At 55.2% G+C, this 18,782-nt stretch carries 18 protein-coding genes; 8 read left to right on the forward strand and 10 right to left on the reverse strand.

Annotation, left to right across the window (positions count from 1 at the left end; genetic code table 11):
* The first annotated feature begins 88 nt into the window (after positions 1-88).
* Positions 89-580, forward strand: coding sequence for an NUDIX hydrolase (locus tag GSQ62_RS07595; RefSeq protein WP_237587061.1), 492 nt, complete (start codon positions 89-91; stop codon positions 578-580).
* A gap of 392 nt (positions 581-972) precedes the next feature.
* Here the strand turns inward: GSQ62_RS07595 and GSQ62_RS07600 are convergent, their stop codons facing one another.
* The 6 genes from GSQ62_RS07600 to GSQ62_RS07620 all read right to left on the reverse strand — a co-directional run bounded on the left by GSQ62_RS07600 (position 973) and on the right by GSQ62_RS07620 (position 6,094).
* A complete protein-coding gene (locus GSQ62_RS07600; RefSeq protein WP_161888951.1) occupies positions 973-1,377 on the reverse strand; it encodes a hypothetical protein in 405 nt (134 codons plus the stop codon).
* Between the two features lie 127 nt (positions 1,378-1,504).
* On the reverse strand, positions 1,505-2,455 hold the full coding sequence (locus GSQ62_RS07605) for a ComEA family DNA-binding protein (RefSeq protein ID WP_161888952.1): 951 nt from the start codon (positions 2,453-2,455) through the stop codon (positions 1,505-1,507).
* Positions 2,456-2,462: 7 nt separating this feature from the next.
* Positions 2,463-2,624: a hypothetical protein gene (locus GSQ62_RS20645; protein ID WP_202621858.1), complete on the reverse strand. Its 162-nt coding sequence runs from the start codon at positions 2,622-2,624 to the stop codon at positions 2,463-2,465.
* Between the two features lie 6 nt (positions 2,625-2,630).
* Positions 2,631-4,283 (reverse strand): sodium-dependent transporter, encoded by a 1,653-nt coding sequence (locus tag GSQ62_RS07610; RefSeq protein ID WP_161888953.1) that lies wholly within the window; start codon positions 4,281-4,283, stop codon positions 2,631-2,633.
* A gap of 242 nt (positions 4,284-4,525) precedes the next feature.
* A complete protein-coding gene (locus tag GSQ62_RS07615) occupies positions 4,526-5,440 on the reverse strand; it encodes an SDR family oxidoreductase (RefSeq protein WP_161888954.1) in 915 nt (304 codons plus the stop codon).
* Positions 5,441-5,446: 6 nt separating this feature from the next.
* The gene (locus tag GSQ62_RS07620) at positions 5,447-6,094 is read right to left on the reverse strand and encodes a peptidylprolyl isomerase (RefSeq protein WP_161888955.1); all 648 of its coding nucleotides are present in this window, start codon (positions 6,092-6,094) and stop codon (positions 5,447-5,449) included.
* Between the two features lie 437 nt (positions 6,095-6,531).
* Between GSQ62_RS07620 and GSQ62_RS07625 the strand changes: the two genes are divergently transcribed.
* On the forward strand, positions 6,532-8,088 hold the full coding sequence (locus GSQ62_RS07625; protein WP_161888956.1) for an alanine/glycine:cation symporter family protein: 1,557 nt from the start codon (positions 6,532-6,534) through the stop codon (positions 8,086-8,088).
* A gap of 122 nt (positions 8,089-8,210) precedes the next feature.
* On the opposite strand, the gene hemC is transcribed toward GSQ62_RS07625, so the two are convergent.
* The 4 genes from hemC to GSQ62_RS07645 form a co-directional block, all read right to left on the reverse strand.
* Positions 8,211-9,164, reverse strand: coding sequence for a hydroxymethylbilane synthase (hemC, locus tag GSQ62_RS07630; protein ID WP_161888957.1), 954 nt, complete (start codon positions 9,162-9,164; stop codon positions 8,211-8,213).
* A gap of 119 nt (positions 9,165-9,283) precedes the next feature.
* Positions 9,284-10,408 (reverse strand): DNA polymerase III subunit, encoded by a 1,125-nt coding sequence (locus tag GSQ62_RS07635; RefSeq protein WP_161888958.1) that lies wholly within the window; start codon positions 10,406-10,408, stop codon positions 9,284-9,286.
* A 184-nt stretch (positions 10,409-10,592) separates the two neighbouring features.
* Positions 10,593-11,786 (reverse strand): GlmU family protein, encoded by a 1,194-nt coding sequence (locus GSQ62_RS07640; protein WP_161888959.1) that lies wholly within the window; start codon positions 11,784-11,786, stop codon positions 10,593-10,595.
* Positions 11,787-11,863: 77 nt separating this feature from the next.
* Positions 11,864-12,109, reverse strand: coding sequence for a type B 50S ribosomal protein L31 (locus tag GSQ62_RS07645; protein WP_161888960.1), 246 nt, complete (start codon positions 12,107-12,109; stop codon positions 11,864-11,866).
* Between the two features lie 177 nt (positions 12,110-12,286).
* Here GSQ62_RS07645 and GSQ62_RS07650 point away from each other — a divergent pair, with 177 nt between their 5' ends.
* From GSQ62_RS07650 to secDF, 6 genes are all read left to right on the forward strand, one after another.
* A complete protein-coding gene (locus GSQ62_RS07650; protein WP_161888961.1) occupies positions 12,287-12,802 on the forward strand; it encodes a phosphoribosyltransferase family protein in 516 nt (171 codons plus the stop codon).
* A gap of 147 nt (positions 12,803-12,949) precedes the next feature.
* A complete protein-coding gene (locus GSQ62_RS07655) occupies positions 12,950-13,528 on the forward strand; it encodes a non-canonical purine NTP diphosphatase (protein ID WP_161888962.1) in 579 nt (192 codons plus the stop codon).
* A gap of 121 nt (positions 13,529-13,649) precedes the next feature.
* The gene (locus GSQ62_RS07660) at positions 13,650-14,270 is read left to right on the forward strand and encodes a uridine kinase family protein (protein ID WP_161888963.1); all 621 of its coding nucleotides are present in this window, start codon (positions 13,650-13,652) and stop codon (positions 14,268-14,270) included.
* Complete coding sequence (locus GSQ62_RS07665) at positions 14,267-14,959, forward strand: potassium channel family protein (protein ID WP_161888964.1); 693 nt, start codon at positions 14,267-14,269, stop codon at positions 14,957-14,959. The genes GSQ62_RS07660 and GSQ62_RS07665 overlap by 4 nt, the downstream gene beginning before the upstream one ends.
* Positions 14,960-15,056: 97 nt before the next feature.
* A complete protein-coding gene (locus GSQ62_RS07670; RefSeq protein WP_161888965.1) occupies positions 15,057-15,380 on the forward strand; it encodes an RNA methyltransferase in 324 nt (107 codons plus the stop codon).
* Positions 15,381-15,573: 193 nt separating this feature from the next.
* Positions 15,574-18,594 (forward strand): protein translocase subunit SecDF, encoded by a 3,021-nt coding sequence (gene secDF / locus GSQ62_RS07675; RefSeq protein ID WP_161888966.1) that lies wholly within the window; start codon positions 15,574-15,576, stop codon positions 18,592-18,594.
* Positions 18,595-18,782 lie beyond the last annotated feature (188 nt).

The following is an 18,782-nucleotide window of genomic DNA, read 5'->3' on the forward strand; positions in this document are numbered from 1 at the left end:
TTGAGCCTGCACCCAGATGCACCTGAACCCGACTTGCGGCAACACAGTAAACAACTATGCGCGGCATCTATCCGGCAGCGTGCTCATCATGCCTAAATCCCAGCAGTTCAGTTTGTTTCCGGAGGGGCCAAAACTCCCGGTGTTCGAACAGGTCTCCGCAGGCGGCGTTGCCTTTCGCCATATAGCCGCTGGAGTTGAGGTGGCCCTTGTTTCAGTTGGCCCTGCCAGGCGTTGGCAACTCCCGAAAGGGCTGGTGGACGCGGGTGAGGCACCGGAAGCAACGGCTGTGCGCGAAGTGCGGGAAGAGGCGGGCATTAAGACGGAAATCCTCCGGAAAATCGAAACAATAGAGTACTGGTACGTGGGAGACAAAGGGAAGCAGCGGGTGCGTTTTCATAAGTTTGTTCACTTTTTCCTGCTGCGCTATATAGCCGGGCAGGTGAGCGACCACGATTGGGAGGTAAACGAAGCGCGGTGGGTGCCAATAGTTCAGGCGGTGAAGATACTTGCCTTCAAAAGTGAGCGGCAGGCGCTGGAGAAGGCGATAGATATGATAAAGGCGCTGCCGCAGCAGGGGTAGGTGCATTTAATTTTGACCTAAGCCTCCCAAGCTTACAATTTCTGTCATCCTGAAAGTTCTAAATCCCGAACTTGATTCGGGGGAACTTGTGGGAAGAGGGCCCCTACCCCCAGTAGCATCTGCCTAACTTCCCTCAACCAAAATCCTTCCAGAAGGACAGCATTGATTTATATTCGGGAACATTCTGAACATGACTTCAACATAAAACCAGCTTTTAGGGGTTCCTATACTTTACCACAAAATTAGCTCCGGAAGGAAAATTCTACACCATCCGCAGTTAGAAATTCGAGTCAGTTATATCTAAGCGTACAGCATATACAACGGGCTGATAGATAAAGTGGCAAGGCGCAGTTGAAGCTTACCTTGTGGGTGTCGTTGGGCGAAGCTGTTCTTTAGTCATGCAGCTTAAAGAATATGAGCTTGCTGTCTTTATGTTGCAGGTCAATACACTTGCTTGTTATTTGATTACTTCCAGAAACAGTAACCCTTATTTCAGATTGTGCAGGATTAGTGAAGATGCACCCAAAGCAAGAATCAGTAACCTCGATAGTTGGACATGATTCTAAATGTTTAATGAGTTCTTGTAGGTTTTTTTCCTGCCCCTCTACAGAACTACCATTGATGCCACGGAGCAACTGATTTATTTCAACTTCAACTTTGTCCGAGTCGTTTGCAATAAGTGCATTAGCAAGTTTAGAGCAATTTAGGCTTTGTTCGGGTGAAACATCATTTTCAGAATCACATCCAGTAGCCAATAGAGGTAGCAATACCAAAATCCTGAGTATGAAGTTCTTCATGGCAATAACTTTGTATGGTGAGTTCTTTATAATATAAGCATGTTTGCTTCAAAAAGGTTGCATCACAATTATAAGCTTATATGCCAGTAAATTATATTACAAATTACAGTCCCGCCCAGCCGACGAGTTATAACTGCAGATATGGCTTCAGCTTTCCGAACAGCTCAGGCGTTACCAGTTTCACTTTCTGCACATCCTCCAGTTGCTCATAATTGCCGTGCTGCTCCCGGTACGCGACCAGCGCCCTGGCCACATTAGAGGTTATATAGGGGTGCTTGTTCAGTTCATCGGCGGTGGCGGTGTTGATGTTCAGTTGCTGCGGCGTGTACGCATCTGGCACGAAGGTGTACTTCTGCAGGCTGTCCACTACCTCGGGCTGCAGGCCATATACCTCCTGCAACTGGCTGGCACTGTGGAAGCCGCCCAGCCCGTCCCGGTACTTCACGATGCGCGCCGACAGTTTGGACCCAATGCCCCTTATTTGCTTCAGTTGGGTAGTGTCGGCGGTATTGATGTTGAAGGGGGCGAGAATGAACCGCTCACGCGGCGGGCGGTTGCCGCTCCAGTCCGGATTAGGCGCGGGGCGTTCTGGGCGGGCTACGTAGGCTCTGCGCTTGTAACGGCTGGGTCGCTCCTCCGGCAGTTGTATATAGGGCAGCAGTCTTCGGAAAACAGAATCGGGCAGGCCATATATCTTCCCCAGCTCCGCCCTGTAGCTGAAGTCGCCGACTTTGCTGCGGTAGTTGAGGATGCGCTGCGCCAGGTACTTGGGCAAGCCAAATGCCTGCCACTCCTCCACCGTCAGTTGGTTGGGGTTGAACGGCCGCAGCGCCACGGTGGGCACCCTGTAGCGGTTATTGCCGGGTTCCGGCTGCCGGGCCTCCAGCTGCGCCACCAGGCTGTCCAGCGTTTGCCTGTCGGAGGCGCTGCTGCTGTCGAACGCGGGGGTGCGGAGCGCGTGCAAAAGAAATGGTGCCGCCATCAGCAGCACCATCAAACCAAGCAGCCACAGAAATCCGTTCACCTCGCCTTGCGAAAAGCCGAAGTAGCGCCGGATCCAGTGCCTGATGCGTCTCATTTATATATCAGCAGCCAGGTACCTGGCGCTCCGGTTCATCATCGTTGTCCAGGTAAGAGTCTGGCTCCGGCTTGGGAGGGGCGCTCAGCACCTTCCAGAAGAAAAACACCGTGAGCCCGGTTACCAGCAGCATGGTGGTAAGCATGATAACAAGTGCGGATGTATTCATAGTCTTTTAAATTCTACCTTCTCTGACTCTTTTTTTGTACGCCATATATACGAGCAACGCCAGGCTCAGCCACACGGCCAGCAGCAGCAGGCGCGAGGCGTTCACGAAAAGCAGCGTGTCCTGCAGCCGCTCAACCGCGGCGGGGTCTGTGGCCGCCGCGAGCTGCTCTTTCAGCCCCGAGTTCATCAGCTTCTTGATGATGGAGCCGTTGTCCAGCACCCAATCGCCCCGCAGCGCCGCGCCCCAGTCACCATCCTTCGGTGTAACCAGCGACCCGATGAACACCCAGAGCAAGAGCAGGGGCGTCACAAATTTGATGATGAATTTATATATGTCCGGCACCTTGATGTCGGAGCCGGAGATAATCTCGCGCCAGCCTCTGTCCATGCCGAACACCCAGGCAAACAGGATGGTCTCCACCAGCGCAAACAGCACCAGCGACACCGTACCGGCCCAATAGTCGTACTCATCAAACACGCCATACTGGAAGAAAAGCACCGTGGGCATCCCCAGCAGGAATACAATTAAGCCAAAGGACCAGGCCGCGGACTTGCGCTTCCAGTTAAACTCGTCCTGCAGGAAACCGATCCAGGGCGTGCCCATGGCCAGCGAGGACGTGATACCGGCAAAGAAAAGCAGCCCGAACCACATAACGCCGGCGAAAGCCCCCATGACATCGCCCCACTGGAAAAACAGGTACGGCAGCGTCTGGAAGGCAAGGCCCAAACCACCTGACTGCACCATTTCCGTCACCCTGTCCACACCGAGGTAGCCGATGGAAATCGGGATCAGGATAGAGGCACCCAGCACCACTTCCACAAACTCGTTCATCCAGCCCGCCGACATCGCGTTCAGGGCTATATCGTCTTTGGATCGGACGTAAGAGGCGTAACACTGCACGGTGCCCATCCCCACCGACAGCGTGAAGAAGATTTGCCCGGCGGCGGCCAACCAAACCGTCGGCGACCACAGTTCCTCGAAATTCGGAGTCCAGAGGAAGTTGAGGCCCACCGAGCTGTCGTTGATGGCGCCGTCTACGCCCGCCTCGATGGTGAAGCCTTTGAATGCCAGGAAAGCGCCAAATAAAATCAGCAGGGGCATGCCCACTTTCGCCACCCGCTCCACGCCACCGGCCAGGCCCTGCGACAGGATCCAGGTGTTCAGCAACAGGCACAGCACGTAAAATACAACCGGTTCCAGCGGAACGCCAAGGGTAGACGTACCCAAGCTCACATAGGTGCTAAAGAAAGCCGCCACCCCCTCCTGGTCCAGGTCACTGAAGGTGCCTATCAGGGAGTGCAGCACATAGGAGAGCGTCCACGACTCAATGTAGCAGTAGTAGGCGGCCACGGCAATGTTAGTCCAGATGCCGAACACGCCAATGTATTTCCAGAGGCGGTTCTTGCCCATGGTGTCCACAATAAAGGGTGTGGAGTGGTGCCCGAACTTGCCCCCGAAGCGCCCCATCGACCATTCAATCCATAACAGCGGGATACCCATCACCAGAAAGCAGACAAGGTAAGGAATGATAAAGGCGCCGCCGCCGTTCTGTACTGCCTGCACCGGAAAGCGGAGGAAGTTCCCGAGGCCCACTGCGTTTCCGGCCATGGCCAGAATCAGCCCGACCCGTGAACCCCATGATTCTTTGTTAGCACTCATAGATGATGGTAGAAGTGTTTGAATAGATTAGGTTGATGATGGAATTGTGTTTGTGGATGGAATTAGGAGATACAATATAGACAAAGCATCCGACAGCGCCATAAAAATCAAATATTTTATATATAAGTAGAAGGACACAGGTATCAGGTAGCAAGGCACAAGACTTATGATGCCCTATTCGGTGTACCCTCCATAGATGGTGGCATATAATGCTATGGGTAGTGCAGCCACAGTTTCGCCCGCTATGGTGCTGCCTGTGCCGCCTGCTCCGCCACCATTTGTATGCCCTGCAGAAAAGTGTGTGGATGATACCCGAGTTGGGTCTCGGCCTTGCGTATATAAAACCCTGTGCGGGCGGGGCGTTTGGCTGGCTGCGTAAAGGTGCTGCTGTCTGCCTTGTCTATCAGCGAGTTGTCCAGCGCGAAGAACTCCGCCACCTGCATGGCCATCTCGTAAGGGCTCATCATCTCGCTGCCGGATATATGGAAAATGCCTTCGGCGTCCTTTTCAACGGCCAGCCAGCAGCCCATCGCCAGGTCCTCGGCCAAGGTCGGCGTCCGGAGCTGGTCGGTCACGACTTTGATGACTTTGCCCGCCTGCAGGCTGTCGCGCACCCACAGCACAATGTTGGTGCGGCCGTAATCGTGGGCCACGCCATATACCAGCACGGTGCGCAGGATGGCCCATTTGCAACTGGCCTGCTTTACGATCTCCTCTGCCTGCAGCTTCGTTTCGCCGTAGAAGTTCACCGGGTTGCCGATGGCCTCCTCGTCGTAGGGTCCGTCCGCCCCGTCGAAGATGAAGTCAGTAGACACATGCACCAGGTGTACATCGTACTTCTCGCAGGCACCCACCAGGTACTGCACGGCATCGCGGTTCAGGAGCAGGGCACCGGCGTGGTCGTTCTCACACTGGTCCACGTTCGTCATGGCGGCGGTGTGGATGAGGTGGGTCGGGCGGAATTCGCTTATCACCTGCTCCACCTGCTCCGGCTTTGTCACGTCCATGCTCCGGAAGGGCAGCGTGGGCAGCCGTTCCGCCAGTTTGTTCTCTCCCCGGCTGGTGGCCAGCACCTCCACGCCCTGCCTTGGCAGCAGCAGTTCGGCCAGTTTCTGGCCCAGCAGGCCGTTGGAGCCCGTAATCAGGATTCGCTTCATATGCGCTTATTTCTGCAGGGTTTGGGTGCTGTAATCGTAGTCGTACTTCCGGGCTATCTTTTTTCGGCTCACGTTTTCCACCGTCACTTTCATTTTAATGTCTGTCAGGGGTCGGTCGCGGCCATCGGCCGGTTGCGCCGCAATCTTATCGATCACGTCCAGCCCGTCCACCACCTGTCCGAACACCGTGTATACGCCGTCCAGCATGGGGGTGCCGTCGTGGTTCTCCACGATATAAAACTGCGAGCCGCTGGAGGCTTTGGAGGGGTTCACCCTGTCGTCCTGGCGGGCGGCGGCCACGGCACCGCGCACATGCTTGTGGGCCGGGCTGATTTCAGAGGGCACCGTATAGCCCGGGTTGCCCGTCCCGTCGTTCCGGGGCTCGCTGTCTTTGGTGTTGGGGTCTCCGCCCTGTATCATGAATCCGTCGATGACGCGGTGAAAGGTGGTGCCGTCATAAAAGCCTTCTTCCGCCAGTTTCAGGAAGTTGGCTTTGTGCTGTGGCGTGTCCTCAAAGAGCACCAGCTTTATCTCGCCCTGCGGCGTTTCGATGGTCACCAGTTTGTCTTTGCCTTTTGGTTGCTGCGCCAATACAAGGGCAGGCGACAAAATCCCTATCAAGGCTATAAGGGCGATGCTTTTGAGCAGTTTCATTTGCTGTAAAATCTGTATAGTGAGCCGTTCTTTTACCTGGATACAGTTATCAGGTTTTCAAATTTAAGCCTTTTTAGCACTGCATCGCAATTTGGTGGCATTTTCTGCGGCTTTTTCAGAACGCGTTCGGAGCAACAGGCTGGCATCAACCGGTTTATATATCCCTGTATTCCGGTGTAGCCTGTGCCGCCTGTGAAGACGGCACAGGCTATATATAAGTATCATATGTAAGTACCATGCATGGGCAGGTTTTCCGGTGTCAGCTGGCTTTATGCACATCAGGTGCAGCACATCAGCCCGCTGCTTTGTCTCCGCCGCTCAGTTGTGATATATGAATCGCTTATTGAACTTCTGCAGGTAAATCAGGTACATTTTTCAGTTTTCGGACAGAGTTGTTTATATTTAAGATAATCACAAACCAAAAAATAAATTTCCTGATGACGAAAACGATACTGTTCACAGTACTTTCCCTCATTTCTAGCAACAGCCTTTCAGCACAGACACCGGCAGCAGCACCCGCTCTTTCCATCGATGAAAAAATAGACGCCGCCGTAGCCCCTACCGCGCAGTTCATCTCCGACATCATTTTTTATGAAGTAACCATCGCCGGCGCTTCAATTCCGCTTATCCTGATCTGGTTGCTGGCGGGGGCTGTGTTTTTCACGGTTTACCTTGGCTTCATCAACATCCGGGGCTTCAGGCACGCCCTCGACATTGTGCGCGGCGGGTACGACCAGCCCGATGCCCCCGGCGAGGTGTCGCACTTCCAGGCGCTCACGGCTGCCGTGTCGGGTACGGTGGGCCTGGGCAATATAGCCGGGGTGGCCATCGCCATCTCCCTGGGCGGTCCGGGCGCTACTTTTTGGATGATTATGGCCGGTGTGCTGGGCATGTCGTCTAAATTTGTATCGTGTACGCTGGGCGTGAAGTACCGCGACGTGCATGCCGACGGCACCGTGTCGGGCGGCCCGATGCAGTACCTGAGCAAAGGCCTGCGTGAGAGGGGCATGGGCAAGACCGGCAAGTTTCTGGCGGGCTTTTTTGCGCTGATGTGCATCGGCGGCTCCATCGGGGCGGGCAACATGTTTCAGGTGAACCAGGCCGCGCAGCAGTTCGTGAGCGTGACGGGTGGCGAGGCCTCCTTCTTTGCCGCCGGCAACGCCTGGATCTTCGGCCTGATTATGTCGGTGCTGGTGGGGCTGGTCATCATTGGCGGCATGAAGAGCATCGCGCAGGTGACGGAGAAGATAGTGCCCCTGATGTGCGGGATATATGTACTGGCCGCTATCGTCGTGCTGTTGACCAACATTACGGCCATTCCCGCCGCGTTTGTCGCCATTTTTGAAGGAGCGTTTACCGCCAGCGCCGTGGGCGGCGGCCTGGTAGGCGTGATGATGCAGGGCCTGCGCCGGGGGCTATTCTCGAACGAGGCCGGGATTGGCTCGGCCGCCATTGCACACTCGGCCGTCAGAACCGGCGTGCCCGTGACGGAAGGTTTTGTGGCCTCGCTGGAGCCGTTTATCGACACCGTGATTGTGTGTACCATGACGGCCCTGGTGATTGTGGTGACGGGCGCCTACACCCTCGACACCGGTGACGGCATCGCCCTGACCTCCGCCTCCTTTGCCACGGTTATCAGTTGGTTCCCGCTGGTGCTGACGGGGGCTGTTATCCTCTTTGCCTTCTCTACCATGATCACCTGGTCTTATTACGGGCTGAAGTCCTGGACCTACCTTTTCGGAAACACCCGGGTGGCTGACATCAGTTTTAAGGTGATTTTCTGCATTTTCGTGGTGCTGGGCGCCTCCATGCAGCTGGGCAGCGTGGTGGCTTTCTCGGACGCGATGCTGTTTGCCATGAGCATCCCCAACATGATCGGCTTGTATATCCTTGTTCCCACCGTGAAGCGGGAGATGCAGGCATTCCTGGTATATGCCCGGTCTTCCAAAAAGGCGCCTTTGACCGAGCAGGCCGTGGAAACCGCACAGGCTTAAGCTTTTAAGCCGTTAGATGTCAAACGCAAAACGTTAGACTCAGCCGTGGGCATCCTATATAAGCAGGGAGCGCAGCCATATATGGCTGCGCTCCCTGCTTATATAGGGAATACCTTGTTATGTTATGCTTCGCTGCGCTGTGCTTTAATGCTTTGCAGGATAGCGTCGCCGCCCTGATTCAGGATAGTGGTGGCCAGTTGCTCGCCCAGTTGCTCCGCTTTCTCCGCCGGGCCCGTCAGGGTTTCCTGCAGCAGCGTTTGCCCATCCAGGCTTATCAGGCCGCCTGTAATACGGATGTCCCCGTTTGCCAGCGTTGCCAGCGCAAAAGAGGGAATACTGCAGCCGCCTTCCATCGTGCGGAGAAAGCCGCGCTCGGCCAGCAGGCATATATGGGTGTGGGCGTGGTCCAGCGCCTGTTGGATAGCCTGCTTCAGCTCCGGGTCGAGATTCCTGGCGCACTCAATGGCGACGCTGCCTTGTCCGGCGGCGGGCACAAACTCATGCTCCGGAAACGTGTACACGATCAGGTTGTCGTAGCCCATGCGGTAAACACCGGCATAGGCCAGCATGAGCGCATCAAACTGCCTTTCCTCCAGCTTGCGCAGGCGCGTTTGCAGGTTTCCCCTCGACTCGGCTGTGGTCACGTTCGGGTAGTACTTCTTCAGCAGGGCTCTGCGGCGTGTGGAGGAAGTGCCGATTACCGCGCTGCTTTCCCGTTCCAGCTTAAAATTGGGGTCAAAGCTCAGGATGACGTCGTTCACCTGCTCGCGCTCCATGAAGGCCACCAGTTCCAGATCGGCCGGGATGGTGGACTGCACGTCTTTGGCGCTGTGTACCGCAATCTCCACTTCCTTCTCGCGCAGGCTCACCTCCAGTTCTTCCGTGAAGACGCCCTTGGAGCCGATCTTGTCCAGCGACTTGTCCAGCACCTGGTCTCCTTTGGTGCTGATGATGACCAGTTCCGTTTTCAGTCCGGCCGCCTGCAGCTTCTCGGCAGCCGTCTCGGCCTGCCACAGCGCCAGCTTGCTACCGCGCGTGCCGATGCGGATAATCTTATCTGTTATATGCTCAGCCATATATAGTTTCTGTTATTTATATCTGATGCGCGATGCGCTTTAACTGTTGAATGGTTGATTGTTTATCTTTCGTCATGTCTGAAGCAACCATTAAACAATCAATAACTAACAATGAACCATCACCCCTTACGCAGATATCCGGCCATCTGTATCGAGCTGTCCACGAATACCATCTTCGGGTTGGCGTTCCGCTCGATGTGGTAATGCGCCTGGCTTAGTTCTTCGGCCAGTTGCCCGGCGTTGGCTTCTGTGATGAGTTTCGAGAACTTCTGCACAAAGTCCAGCTCTGCGGGCGGCAGGAAGGATATCAGGGAGCCGTCCACGCCGAAAAGCATCACTTTCCGGAACAGGTTGAGCGCATATAGCAGGAAGTTTTTCTGGTTCTCGCGGCCCAGCGCCTGAAACCTGTCGCTCATGTCAATCACTTCCCCGAACTTGTGGCTGTAGCAGTGGCGCATCCACTCGGTGAAGAACGAAAAGTAATCGCTGCTGATTTCGGAGGTCAGTTTGGCGGCGGCGTTCAGGTTGCCCTCTGCCAGCTGCGCCACCTGGTAGGCAGTGGTCTGGCCGGAGTTGAATTTCTGCTGCAGGTATTCCATTACCTCCTGCTCCGTGAAGTTGCGCACCCGTATCATCTGCGTGCGCGAGGTGATGGTGGCCAACAGCTTCTCCGCCGCCTGCGACACCAGCAGAAACAGCGTCTGGGCGGGCGGCTCCTCCAGCAGTTTCAGCAGGGCGTTTGCCGCCGATGGGTGCATCAGCTCCGGCAGCCAGATCACAACAATTTTATAGGCGCCCTCAAAGGCCTTCAGCGATACCAGCTTCACGAGTTGGCGGCTTTCTTCTTTTGAGATAATGCCCTGCTTGTTCTCCGCGCCTATATACTGCATCCACTCGTTCAGCCCCTGGTACGGGCTGGCCAGGATAAACTCGCGCCACTCCTGCAAAAACCTGTTGCTCAGCGCGTCCTTGCTCACCGATTTGGTGGTGGTGACCGGCATCACGAAGTTGAAGTCGGGGTGTACCAGTTTGTTCATCTTGGTGCAGCTGCCGCAGGTGCCGCAGGAGTCGGCTGGCTGCCTGTTTTCGCAGTTTAGATAGGTGGCATAGGCCAGCGCCAGCGCCAGGTTCGCGCCGCCCTCCTGCCCCAGAAACAGCTGCGCGTGCGCCACGTGGTTCTGCTGCACCGATTTCAACAGCATTTCCTTCGTTTCCTGATGCCCTATGATATCCGCGAATTGCACTTTTATAAATTACGAATTAATAATTACGAATGGAAGTAACATGCAGGACTATATGGTGTAATGGTCCAATTGTTAAATGGCTGTTTCCGGGATAATCAAATTCAACAATTTAACAATCAACAACCAACAATGCAGCCACTAAACCATTTAACAATCAGCAATAAATAAACAACCAACAATCAACCTACCAAATCCGGTGCTGCTGTGTCTGCTCGAAAATGTCTGACATCATGGCTTCCTCCACCTCGTCGAAAGGGATGCGGCGGCGCTCCATCACCTTTGCGGCCACCTCCAGGGCTTTCCGCAACTGGTATGTTTCGAAGCCCGCAGCGCCGCCCCAACTGAAGGACGGGATGAATGTGCGCGGATAGCCCGCGCCGAAAATATTGGCGCTTACGCCCACCACCGTGCCCGTGTTAAACATGGTGTTGATGCCGCACTTGCTGTGGTCGCCCATCATCAGGCCGCAGAACTGCTGCCCGGTGCCTTTGTAGGCACCGCTGGCGTAGTTCCATATCTTTACCTCGGCATAATTGTTCTTCAGGTTGGAGGTGTTGGTGTCGGCGCCCAGGTTGCACCACTGCCCTATCACCGAGTTGCCCAGGTAGCCGTCGTGTCCCTTGTTGCTGTAGGCCATGATTACCGAGGCGCTCACCTCGCCGCCCACCTTGCAAAAGGGGCCAACGGTGACATCGCCGCGCATTTTGGCGCCCATGCTCACATAGCTGCCCTCGCACAGCGCGAACGGCCCCCTGATGAGCGCTCCCTCCTGCACCACCGCGTCTTTGCCTATATATATCGGGCCGTTCTCTGCGTTCAGCACGGCGGCCCGTATTTTAACGCCCTCCTCTATGAAGATATTCTCCTCTGCATACACGATCGTGTGCCTGTCGTTCACCGGCTGGCTCTGCCGCCCGGCCGTCAGCACCTGGAAGTCGCTGCGGATCTGCTGTCCGTTCTGAAGAAAGATATCCCATAGTTCCCGTATAACAGTACACTGGCCATCTATCTGCCTGCCTGAGGAAATGGAAGAAGTCAAATCTGCCAGGGTATGCACCTCCAGATTATCGCCGTTCGCCGCCACCAGTGTCTCACCGCAATACAGGGCCTCGCCGATTTTAAGGCCGCGGACAGCCTCCAGCAACTGCTCGTCGGGGCACACTGCCCCGTTTATATATAAATTGGTCGTGCCAAAAATAGTGTTGAACTTTGGCTGCAGGTAGGGCTGCGTGAGGTACGACACGGCTTCGCCCAGCCGTATGCCCCACTTCTCTGCTATCGTGAGGATTCCCACCCGGAGATCTGCCACGGGCCTGGTGAAAGTGAGCGGCAGCAGGTTCGGCCGGATGGCGGGATCGTCAAAGAGGATAATGTTCATAGCGGCAAAAATAAAAAAGTCTCCCCGATAATTTCAGGAAGACTTTTCATTTAAACGTTTTAACCGCAAAAAGCCGCTTATTTCTTCTGATAACGCTGCTTGAACTTGTCGATACGGCCCGCAGTATCCACAAACAGGTTTTTGCCAGTGTAGAAAGGGTGCGAAGCAGAAGAAACCTCGACCTTGATGACAGGGTACTCTTTGCCGTCTTCCATGGTGATGGTTTCATCAGAGGTCATGGTAGAGCGCGTGATGAACTTGTAGTCGCTGGAAGTATCCTGAAAAACCACCTCTCTGTATGCTGGGTGAATGCCTTTTTTCATTATTATAAACGTTAATTAACCTTAATTCTGAATCGGACTGCAAATTTAACAACATTTCCGGAAAATAAAGCGCTATATGCCAAATAATTTTGCAGGAAGCTCAATTCCGATGCCCGCTGCAAATATCTTCTTAAATTTGCCTTCGCCACCTGTTGCCCAACCGTAGCCCCGACACCTATGACACCATCCCCGAACCACCAGAACCTGATACTGGACAAGACGCAAATCGAGCAGAAGATTACGCGCATGGCCTACCAGATATACGAGCAGAACTTTGAGGAGCCGGAACTCGTGCTGGCGGGCATCCACCCCAACGGCTATACCCTGGCCGAAATGCTGGCCCGGAAACTTCGGGAAATAGCCGCCCTGGAAGTGCATTTGCTGCGCGTGACCTTGAACAAGACTGCCCCGGTAGAGGTGCCCGTTACTTTGGAGCCAGCCCATATCTCCCTGGTCGACAAGGTTGTGGTGCTGGTGGACGACGTGCTGAACACCGGCCGGACGCTGGCCTACACGCTCAGCTCTTTCCTGCCGCACATGCCCAAAAAGGTGGAAATCGCCACACTCGTAGACCGCCACCACCCGCGCTACCCCGTCGCCTCCACCTATACCGGCTACTCGCTCGCCACCACCCTGAACGAGCACATCATGGTACACCTGGATGAGGAAAACTACGGGGCGTATCTGAATTAATGGCTTGATTATTAAATTGCTGGTTGATGATTGCTGGTTGCTATATATACCACCATGTCTGAGACCAACCATTTAACCATATAGCCATTTAACCATTCAACAATTCAACAATTAGCAAACAGTAACTAACTACCAGCAGTCAACAAAATGAAGAAACTTTGCTTTGCCACCAACAACAGGCACAAAACCGCCGAAGTGAGCCAGATGCTGGAGGGGAAGTTCGAGTTGCTGACACTGCAGGACATCGGCTGCCATGAGGAACTGGCCGAGGACCAGGAAACGCTGGAGGGCAACTCGCGGCAAAAGGCGGAATATGTGTGGCAGCACTACCAGGTGAGCTGCTTCGCCGACGACACGGGCCTGGAAGTGGAAGCACTGGGCGGCGCACCCGGCGTTTACTCCGCCCGCTACGCAGGGCCGCAGCGCTCCGACAGCGACAACATCCTGCTCCTGCTGCAAAACCTGGCCCCGCACCACAACCGCAGGGCCCGCTTCCGCACCTGCATCACCCTGATTCTGGACGGGCAGCAGCACCAGTTCGAGGGTATTGTGGAGGGCACCATCAGCACGGAGTGGCAAGGCAACAAAGGCTTTGGCTACGACCCGGTTTTTGTGCCCGACGGCCACGGGCGCACTTTCGCCGAAATGAGCCCGGAGGAAAAAAACGCCATCAGCCACCGCGGGCGGGCGGTGCGGCGGCTTGTCGCATTTCTCAAAGCACAGTAAATTTTGCTGCGCCATATAGGGGTATATATATCCGCCATATATGGGTATATATAAAAATCACCGGGCCTGTGGCCTTGTGCCGCTTTAATCTTAATTTTGTATCCTGAAACCGTAGCTTCCAATGCAAAAGCCATTCATCGTCGGGATAACAGGGGGCAGTGCTTCAGGGAAAACCACTTTTTTGAACAAACTGCTGACGTCGTTCGCACCCGAGGAGATTTGCCTGATCTCGCAGGACAACTATTACAAATCGCGCGAGCACCAGACCAAGGATGTGAACGGCATCGTCAACTTCGACCTTCCCTCCTGCATCGACGACGAGGCCTACGCCCACGACATTCTGAAAGTAAGCCAGGGCCAGACCGTTTACCGCACGGAGTACACCTACAACAACCCGAACGTGGTGCCGAAGCAACTGGAGTTCAGGCCGGCACCCATTGTGGTGGTGGAGGGCATCTTCGTTTTTTACTTTGAGGAGGTGGCCAGGCTGTTGGACCTGAAGGTATATATAGACGCCAAGGAGCATATAAAGCTGCAGCGCCGCATTGTCCGCGACCGCATTGAGCGCGGCTACGGCCTGGAGGATGTGCTGTACCGCTACACGCAGCACGTGGCCCCCACCTACGAAAAGTATATAGCGCCGTATAAAAACGATGCCGACATCATCGTCCCGAACAACAACCACTTTGAGCGGGGGCTGGAGGTGGTCACGACCTTTTTAAACACGAAAGTAAAAGCATGAGGCACAAGTTTGCTGTAATCGGGCTGGGCATCTTCGGGAGGTCCATCGCTACCACGCTGGCAGAGCGCGGCGCCGAGGTAATCGCCATCGACAACAATGAGGACCACGTGGAGTCCATCAAAGACGAGGTGGCCTACGCCGTGGCACTGGACGCCACCGACATCCGGGCGCTGGAGGCGCAGAACATACAGGACATAGACGCCGTGATTGTGGCCATCGGCGAAGACTTTGAGGCCCTGCTGATCACCACGGCCAATCTTCAGGAACTGAACGTGAAGCGCGTCATCACACGCGCCTCCAACAAGCAGCAGCGGCGTATCCTGGAGAAAATGGGCGTGCAGGAAATCCTGTCGCCGGAGGGTGAGGTGGGCAAGACGGTGGCCGAGCGCCTGCTGCAGCCCAGCATCCGCACCTTTCTGTCGCTGCCCGACAACTACGAGATTGTGGAGATAAACGCCCCGCGCAACATCGCCAACCGCAGCATCGCCAAAATCTCGCTCCGCGAGAAGTACAACCTCAACCTCATTACCATCAAGCGTTCTTTTGAGGAGATACTGGACGGAAAGCCCACGCAGGTGGAGCACGTCATCGGCGTCCCGAAGGCCGACACCATCATCTATCCTTCTGACATCCTGATTCTTATTGGCAAGAAGAACGACGTAAAGCGATTTATAGACATAAACCGCTGAGTATTTCCTTTTTTCAGATAAAAGACATTACATTTGCAAGTGAACATTGCAAATGCCAAAGGCTAAATCCATATCCTGCCACGTAAAGCATCTCCTGATGTCTTTAACCCTGCTGTGGGCGCTCATGCTCAACGGCAAGGAAGTGGCGGCCTATGCCCCGGCGGCACAGCAACACAACGCACAGCAGCTGGCCACTGCGCCCGCCTCAGAACACAAGGCGGTGGTGAAGCAGAAAGTATCGCTGGAGGCGACGACCTCTTTCGTAGCCCTCAACCTGCAGCAGGCCGTGCTGCCGCTGCCGCAGCAGGCCGCCTTCCCTAACCCGACCGATGAGCTTTTGCCTGCCTACACCGCTGTGCCTCCCGGCGCTGGCTTCGTGGCCCGACTTTTCCCTATCATCATTCAGCCCAACGCCCCGTAAGCGGCACTTTCCCTTCGTTTACACCTCTCCCTTGCGCTGAAGTGTGCTGTGCCTGCCGGCCAATAATATGCCGCCCAAGGAACGCATCGCGGTCTATATGCATTTAGGCTATATAGGCTTATATATCAAGCAGCGGGAGAACCATGGATTTCATTATTTCACACATCCCTTTTTTATTATTTCTTAAAAACCAATGCGGAACAAAACGTTAATAATCGTTCTGACGGCGATTGTATCGGCACTCTGCCTCTACTACCTGTCGCTTTCCTTTATTGCCCGCAGTGTGCACAACAAGGCTGAGCTATATGCCACGAACGCACAAGGCGAGGTAAACCCGGTAAAACTGCAAAGCTACCTCGATTCTGTCTGGAAGGAGCCCGTGTTCCTGGGCATGACTTACCAGGAGATAAAAGAGAACGAGCTTGGCCTTGGCCTCGACCTGAAAGGCGGCATGCACGTGGTGCTGGAGGTTTCTCCTGTGGAGATCATCCGTTCCATGTCCGGCAACAGCAAAGACCCCAGCTTTCTGAAGGCGCTGGACCGCGCCCAGGAACTGCAGAAAAACAGCCAGGCGCGTTTCACCACGCTTTTTGCCGAGGCTTACCGCGAAATTGAGCCCAATGGCCGCCTGAGCGCTATCTTCTCTAACACCGCCAACCGTGGCAAGATCAGCTACGAGTCTACGAACGAGGAGGTGCTGGATGTGATTGAGACAGAAGTGGAAGACGCCATCGACCGCTCCTTCAACATCCTGCGCACGCGTATCGACAAGTTTGGCGTAAACCAGCCAAACATTCAGCGCCTGAAGGGTACAGGCCGCATCCAGATAGAGTTGCCAGGCATCGACAACCCGGAGCGCGTGCGCAACCTGCTGCAGGGCATGGCCAACCTCGAGTTCTGGGAAGTGTGGACGCCCCAGGAGTTCAGCCCTTATTTCATGCAGCTCGGCCAGTACCTCGACCAGCAGCAGCAGGCCGGGAAACTGAACCTGGCCGCCGCAGGCACCAAAGCCAGCCAGCAGGACGCCCTTGACTCGGCAGCCACTGCGCCAGCCACTGTGCAGGATGCCACCCAGGATGTACTGGCAAAGGCCGCCACTGGCGACTCTACGGCAGCCGGCGACTCCGCCGCCATTGCCGCTGCCACCCCAACCGACACTAACGCCGCCCTGCTTGATACTGCCGCCACGCCACAGACAGGTGTACTGGCCAGCCTCTTCACGCAGATGCCAAGCGGCATAGGCGCCAATGTGCGCGACACGGCAAGGATAAACGACATTTTCGACCGCCCTGAAGTGCGCGCCATCTTCCCGCCGAACATGAAGTTCCTGTGGGGGGTAGAGTCTGTGACAGGTGAGAATAACCAGGAGTTTGTGGAGTTCTACGCCATCAAGAAGGGACGCGGCGGCAAGGCGCCGCTCACGGGTGATGTGATAAATGACGCCCGCCAGGACTTTGACCAGCTGGGCCGCCCGGAGATAAGCATGACGATGAACCCGACCGGTGCCAAGAAGTGGGCCAAGCTGACAGGTGACAACGTCGGACGCCAGGTAGCCATCGTGCTGGACAACTATGTATACTCTGCCCCGGTGGTGCAGGGCGAGATAACAGGTGGAAGCTCTTCCATCTCCGGTAACTTTACTGTGGAGGAAGCGCAGGACTTAGCCAACATTCTGAAAGCAGGTAAAATGCCGGCCCCTACCACTATTGTGGAAGAGGCCGTGGTAGGTCCTTCGCTGGGCCAGGAAGCCATCAACCAGGGCCTTATCTCTACGCTGGCCGGGTTCCTGATCGTGGTGGTGTTCATGATCGCGTACTACAGCCGCGGCGGCCTTATTGCCGATATTGCCCTGCTTTTCAACGTGTTCTTTATTCTGGGCGTGCTGGCACAGTTTGGCGCCGCCCTCACCCTGCCCGGTATCGCCGGTATCGTGCTGACGCTGGGGATGGCCGTGGACGCGAACGTGCTGATATTCGAGCGCATGCGCGAGGAGAACGCCAAAGGGCTGCCGATGCGGGAGATCATCAACAAAGGCTATGAGAAAGCCTTCAGCAGTATCCTCGATGGCAACGTCACCACCTTCCTGGTGGGCTTTATCCTGTACTACTTCGGCTCCGGCCCGGTAAAAGGCTTCGCCATCACCATGATGATCGGTATTGCGACCTCTTTCTTCACGTCTGTGTTTATTTCCAGGATCTTCATCGAAAGCGCGTTCAAGAACAGTGGAAAGCTTTCCTTCTCCACCTCCCTGGCTGACAAGATGTTCCGGAACGTGAAGTTTGATGCCATGAAGCTGAAGAAGCCCGCTTATGCTTTCTCGCTGGGAATAATTGTGTTTGGTTTCGTGGCCATGTACATCAACGGCGGCCCCAACCTGGGCGTTGACTTCAAGGGCGGGCGCTCTTACGTGGTTCAGTTCGACGAGGCTGTTCCGGCTTCTGACGTGCGCAGTGCCCTGGTGGACGAGTTCCAGGAGGCGGGCACCGAGGTGAAGACCTACGGCGCCTCTGACCGCCTGAAGGTTACCACCAGCTGGCTGGCCGATGATGAGAGCACCAAGGCCGACGAGCAGGTGCTTGCGGCCCTGATGAGTGGCCTGCAGGAATACAATAACCTGAACCCGGAGGTGCTGAGCTCTTCTAAAGTAGGGGCCACTATGGCCGACGATATTCAGAACACAGCCCTCATCGCCATCCTGCTTTCGCTGATTGGCATTTTCATCTACGTGATGTTCCGCTTCAGCAAGTGGCAGTTCTCGCTGGGTGGCGTGGTGGCCTTGCTGCACGACGCTCTCATGATTATCGCCGTGTTCTCCATCTTGGACCTGTTTGGTATTTCTTATGAGATGGATCAGGTGTTCATCGCTGCGGTACTCACCATCATCGGTTTCTCCATCAACGACACGGTGGTAATCTTCGACCGCGTGCGGGAATACATGCACGACAACCCGCGCACCCATATCAGGCACCTGATCAACCCGGCCCTGATCAGCACCTTCAGCCGTACCATCATCACGTCGCTGACGCTGCTGGTGGTAGTAATCGTACTCTTTATCTTCGGGGGCGAGGTGCTGCGAGGCTTCTCACTGGCCATGATCATTGGTGTGGTTGCCGGTTGTTACTCCTCTCTTTTCATCGCTGCGCCAATCGTGGTAGACACCGTGAAGGAAGAAGAAGTGACATCCGCACCGCAGGTTGCACACAAGGTTCGCTAAGAGCCATATATAATCCGATATAAACCAGAAAGCCCGGCGCAAATGCACCGGGCTTTTTTTAGGTTTTGAGGATAGGGCTTATATAGGAGTCTGCGGTTTTAAAGCCTGGTGACCCTCGCCGGTGCGAATGTCTCGCTTTCTCTTGCCTCGTAAGGCTGGAGGGAGCACTTTCATATATGATGCATGAT

The organism is Pontibacter russatus, assembly GCF_009931655.1.
Lineage (GTDB): Bacteria > Bacteroidota > Bacteroidia > Cytophagales > Hymenobacteraceae > Pontibacter > Pontibacter russatus.

What these genes read in the sequence shown, in the direction of transcription:
- GSQ62_RS07595 (WP_237587061.1), top strand. Translation starts at nt 89, where the DNA reads ATGCCTAAATCCCAGCAGTTCAGTTTGTTTCCGGAGGGGCCAAAACTC.
- GSQ62_RS07600 (WP_161888951.1), bottom strand. Translation starts at nt 1,377, where the DNA reads ATGAAGAACTTCATACTCAGGATTTTGGTATTGCTACCTCTATTGGCT.
- GSQ62_RS07605 (WP_161888952.1), bottom strand. Translation starts at nt 2,455, where the DNA reads ATGAGACGCATCAGGCACTGGATCCGGCGCTACTTCGGCTTTTCGCAA.
- GSQ62_RS20645 (WP_202621858.1), bottom strand. Translation starts at nt 2,624, where the DNA reads ATGAATACATCCGCACTTGTTATCATGCTTACCACCATGCTGCTGGTA.
- GSQ62_RS07610 (WP_161888953.1), bottom strand. Translation starts at nt 4,283, where the DNA reads ATGAGTGCTAACAAAGAATCATGGGGTTCACGGGTCGGGCTGATTCTG.
- GSQ62_RS07615 (WP_161888954.1), bottom strand. Translation starts at nt 5,440, where the DNA reads ATGAAGCGAATCCTGATTACGGGCTCCAACGGCCTGCTGGGCCAGAAA.
- GSQ62_RS07620 (WP_161888955.1), bottom strand. Translation starts at nt 6,094, where the DNA reads ATGAAACTGCTCAAAAGCATCGCCCTTATAGCCTTGATAGGGATTTTG.
- GSQ62_RS07625 (WP_161888956.1), top strand. Translation starts at nt 6,532, where the DNA reads ATGACGAAAACGATACTGTTCACAGTACTTTCCCTCATTTCTAGCAAC.
- hemC (WP_161888957.1), bottom strand. Translation starts at nt 9,164, where the DNA reads ATGGCTGAGCATATAACAGATAAGATTATCCGCATCGGCACGCGCGGT.
- GSQ62_RS07640 (WP_161888959.1), bottom strand. Translation starts at nt 11,786, where the DNA reads ATGAACATTATCCTCTTTGACGATCCCGCCATCCGGCCGAACCTGCTG.
- GSQ62_RS07645 (WP_161888960.1), bottom strand. Translation starts at nt 12,109, where the DNA reads ATGAAAAAAGGCATTCACCCAGCATACAGAGAGGTGGTTTTTCAGGAT.
- GSQ62_RS07650 (WP_161888961.1), top strand. Translation starts at nt 12,287, where the DNA reads ATGACACCATCCCCGAACCACCAGAACCTGATACTGGACAAGACGCAA.
- GSQ62_RS07655 (WP_161888962.1), top strand. Translation starts at nt 12,950, where the DNA reads ATGAAGAAACTTTGCTTTGCCACCAACAACAGGCACAAAACCGCCGAA.
- GSQ62_RS07660 (WP_161888963.1), top strand. Translation starts at nt 13,650, where the DNA reads ATGCAAAAGCCATTCATCGTCGGGATAACAGGGGGCAGTGCTTCAGGG.
- GSQ62_RS07665 (WP_161888964.1), top strand. Translation starts at nt 14,267, where the DNA reads ATGAGGCACAAGTTTGCTGTAATCGGGCTGGGCATCTTCGGGAGGTCC.
- GSQ62_RS07670 (WP_161888965.1), top strand. Translation starts at nt 15,057, where the DNA reads ATGTCTTTAACCCTGCTGTGGGCGCTCATGCTCAACGGCAAGGAAGTG.
- secDF (WP_161888966.1), top strand. Translation starts at nt 15,574, where the DNA reads ATGCGGAACAAAACGTTAATAATCGTTCTGACGGCGATTGTATCGGCA.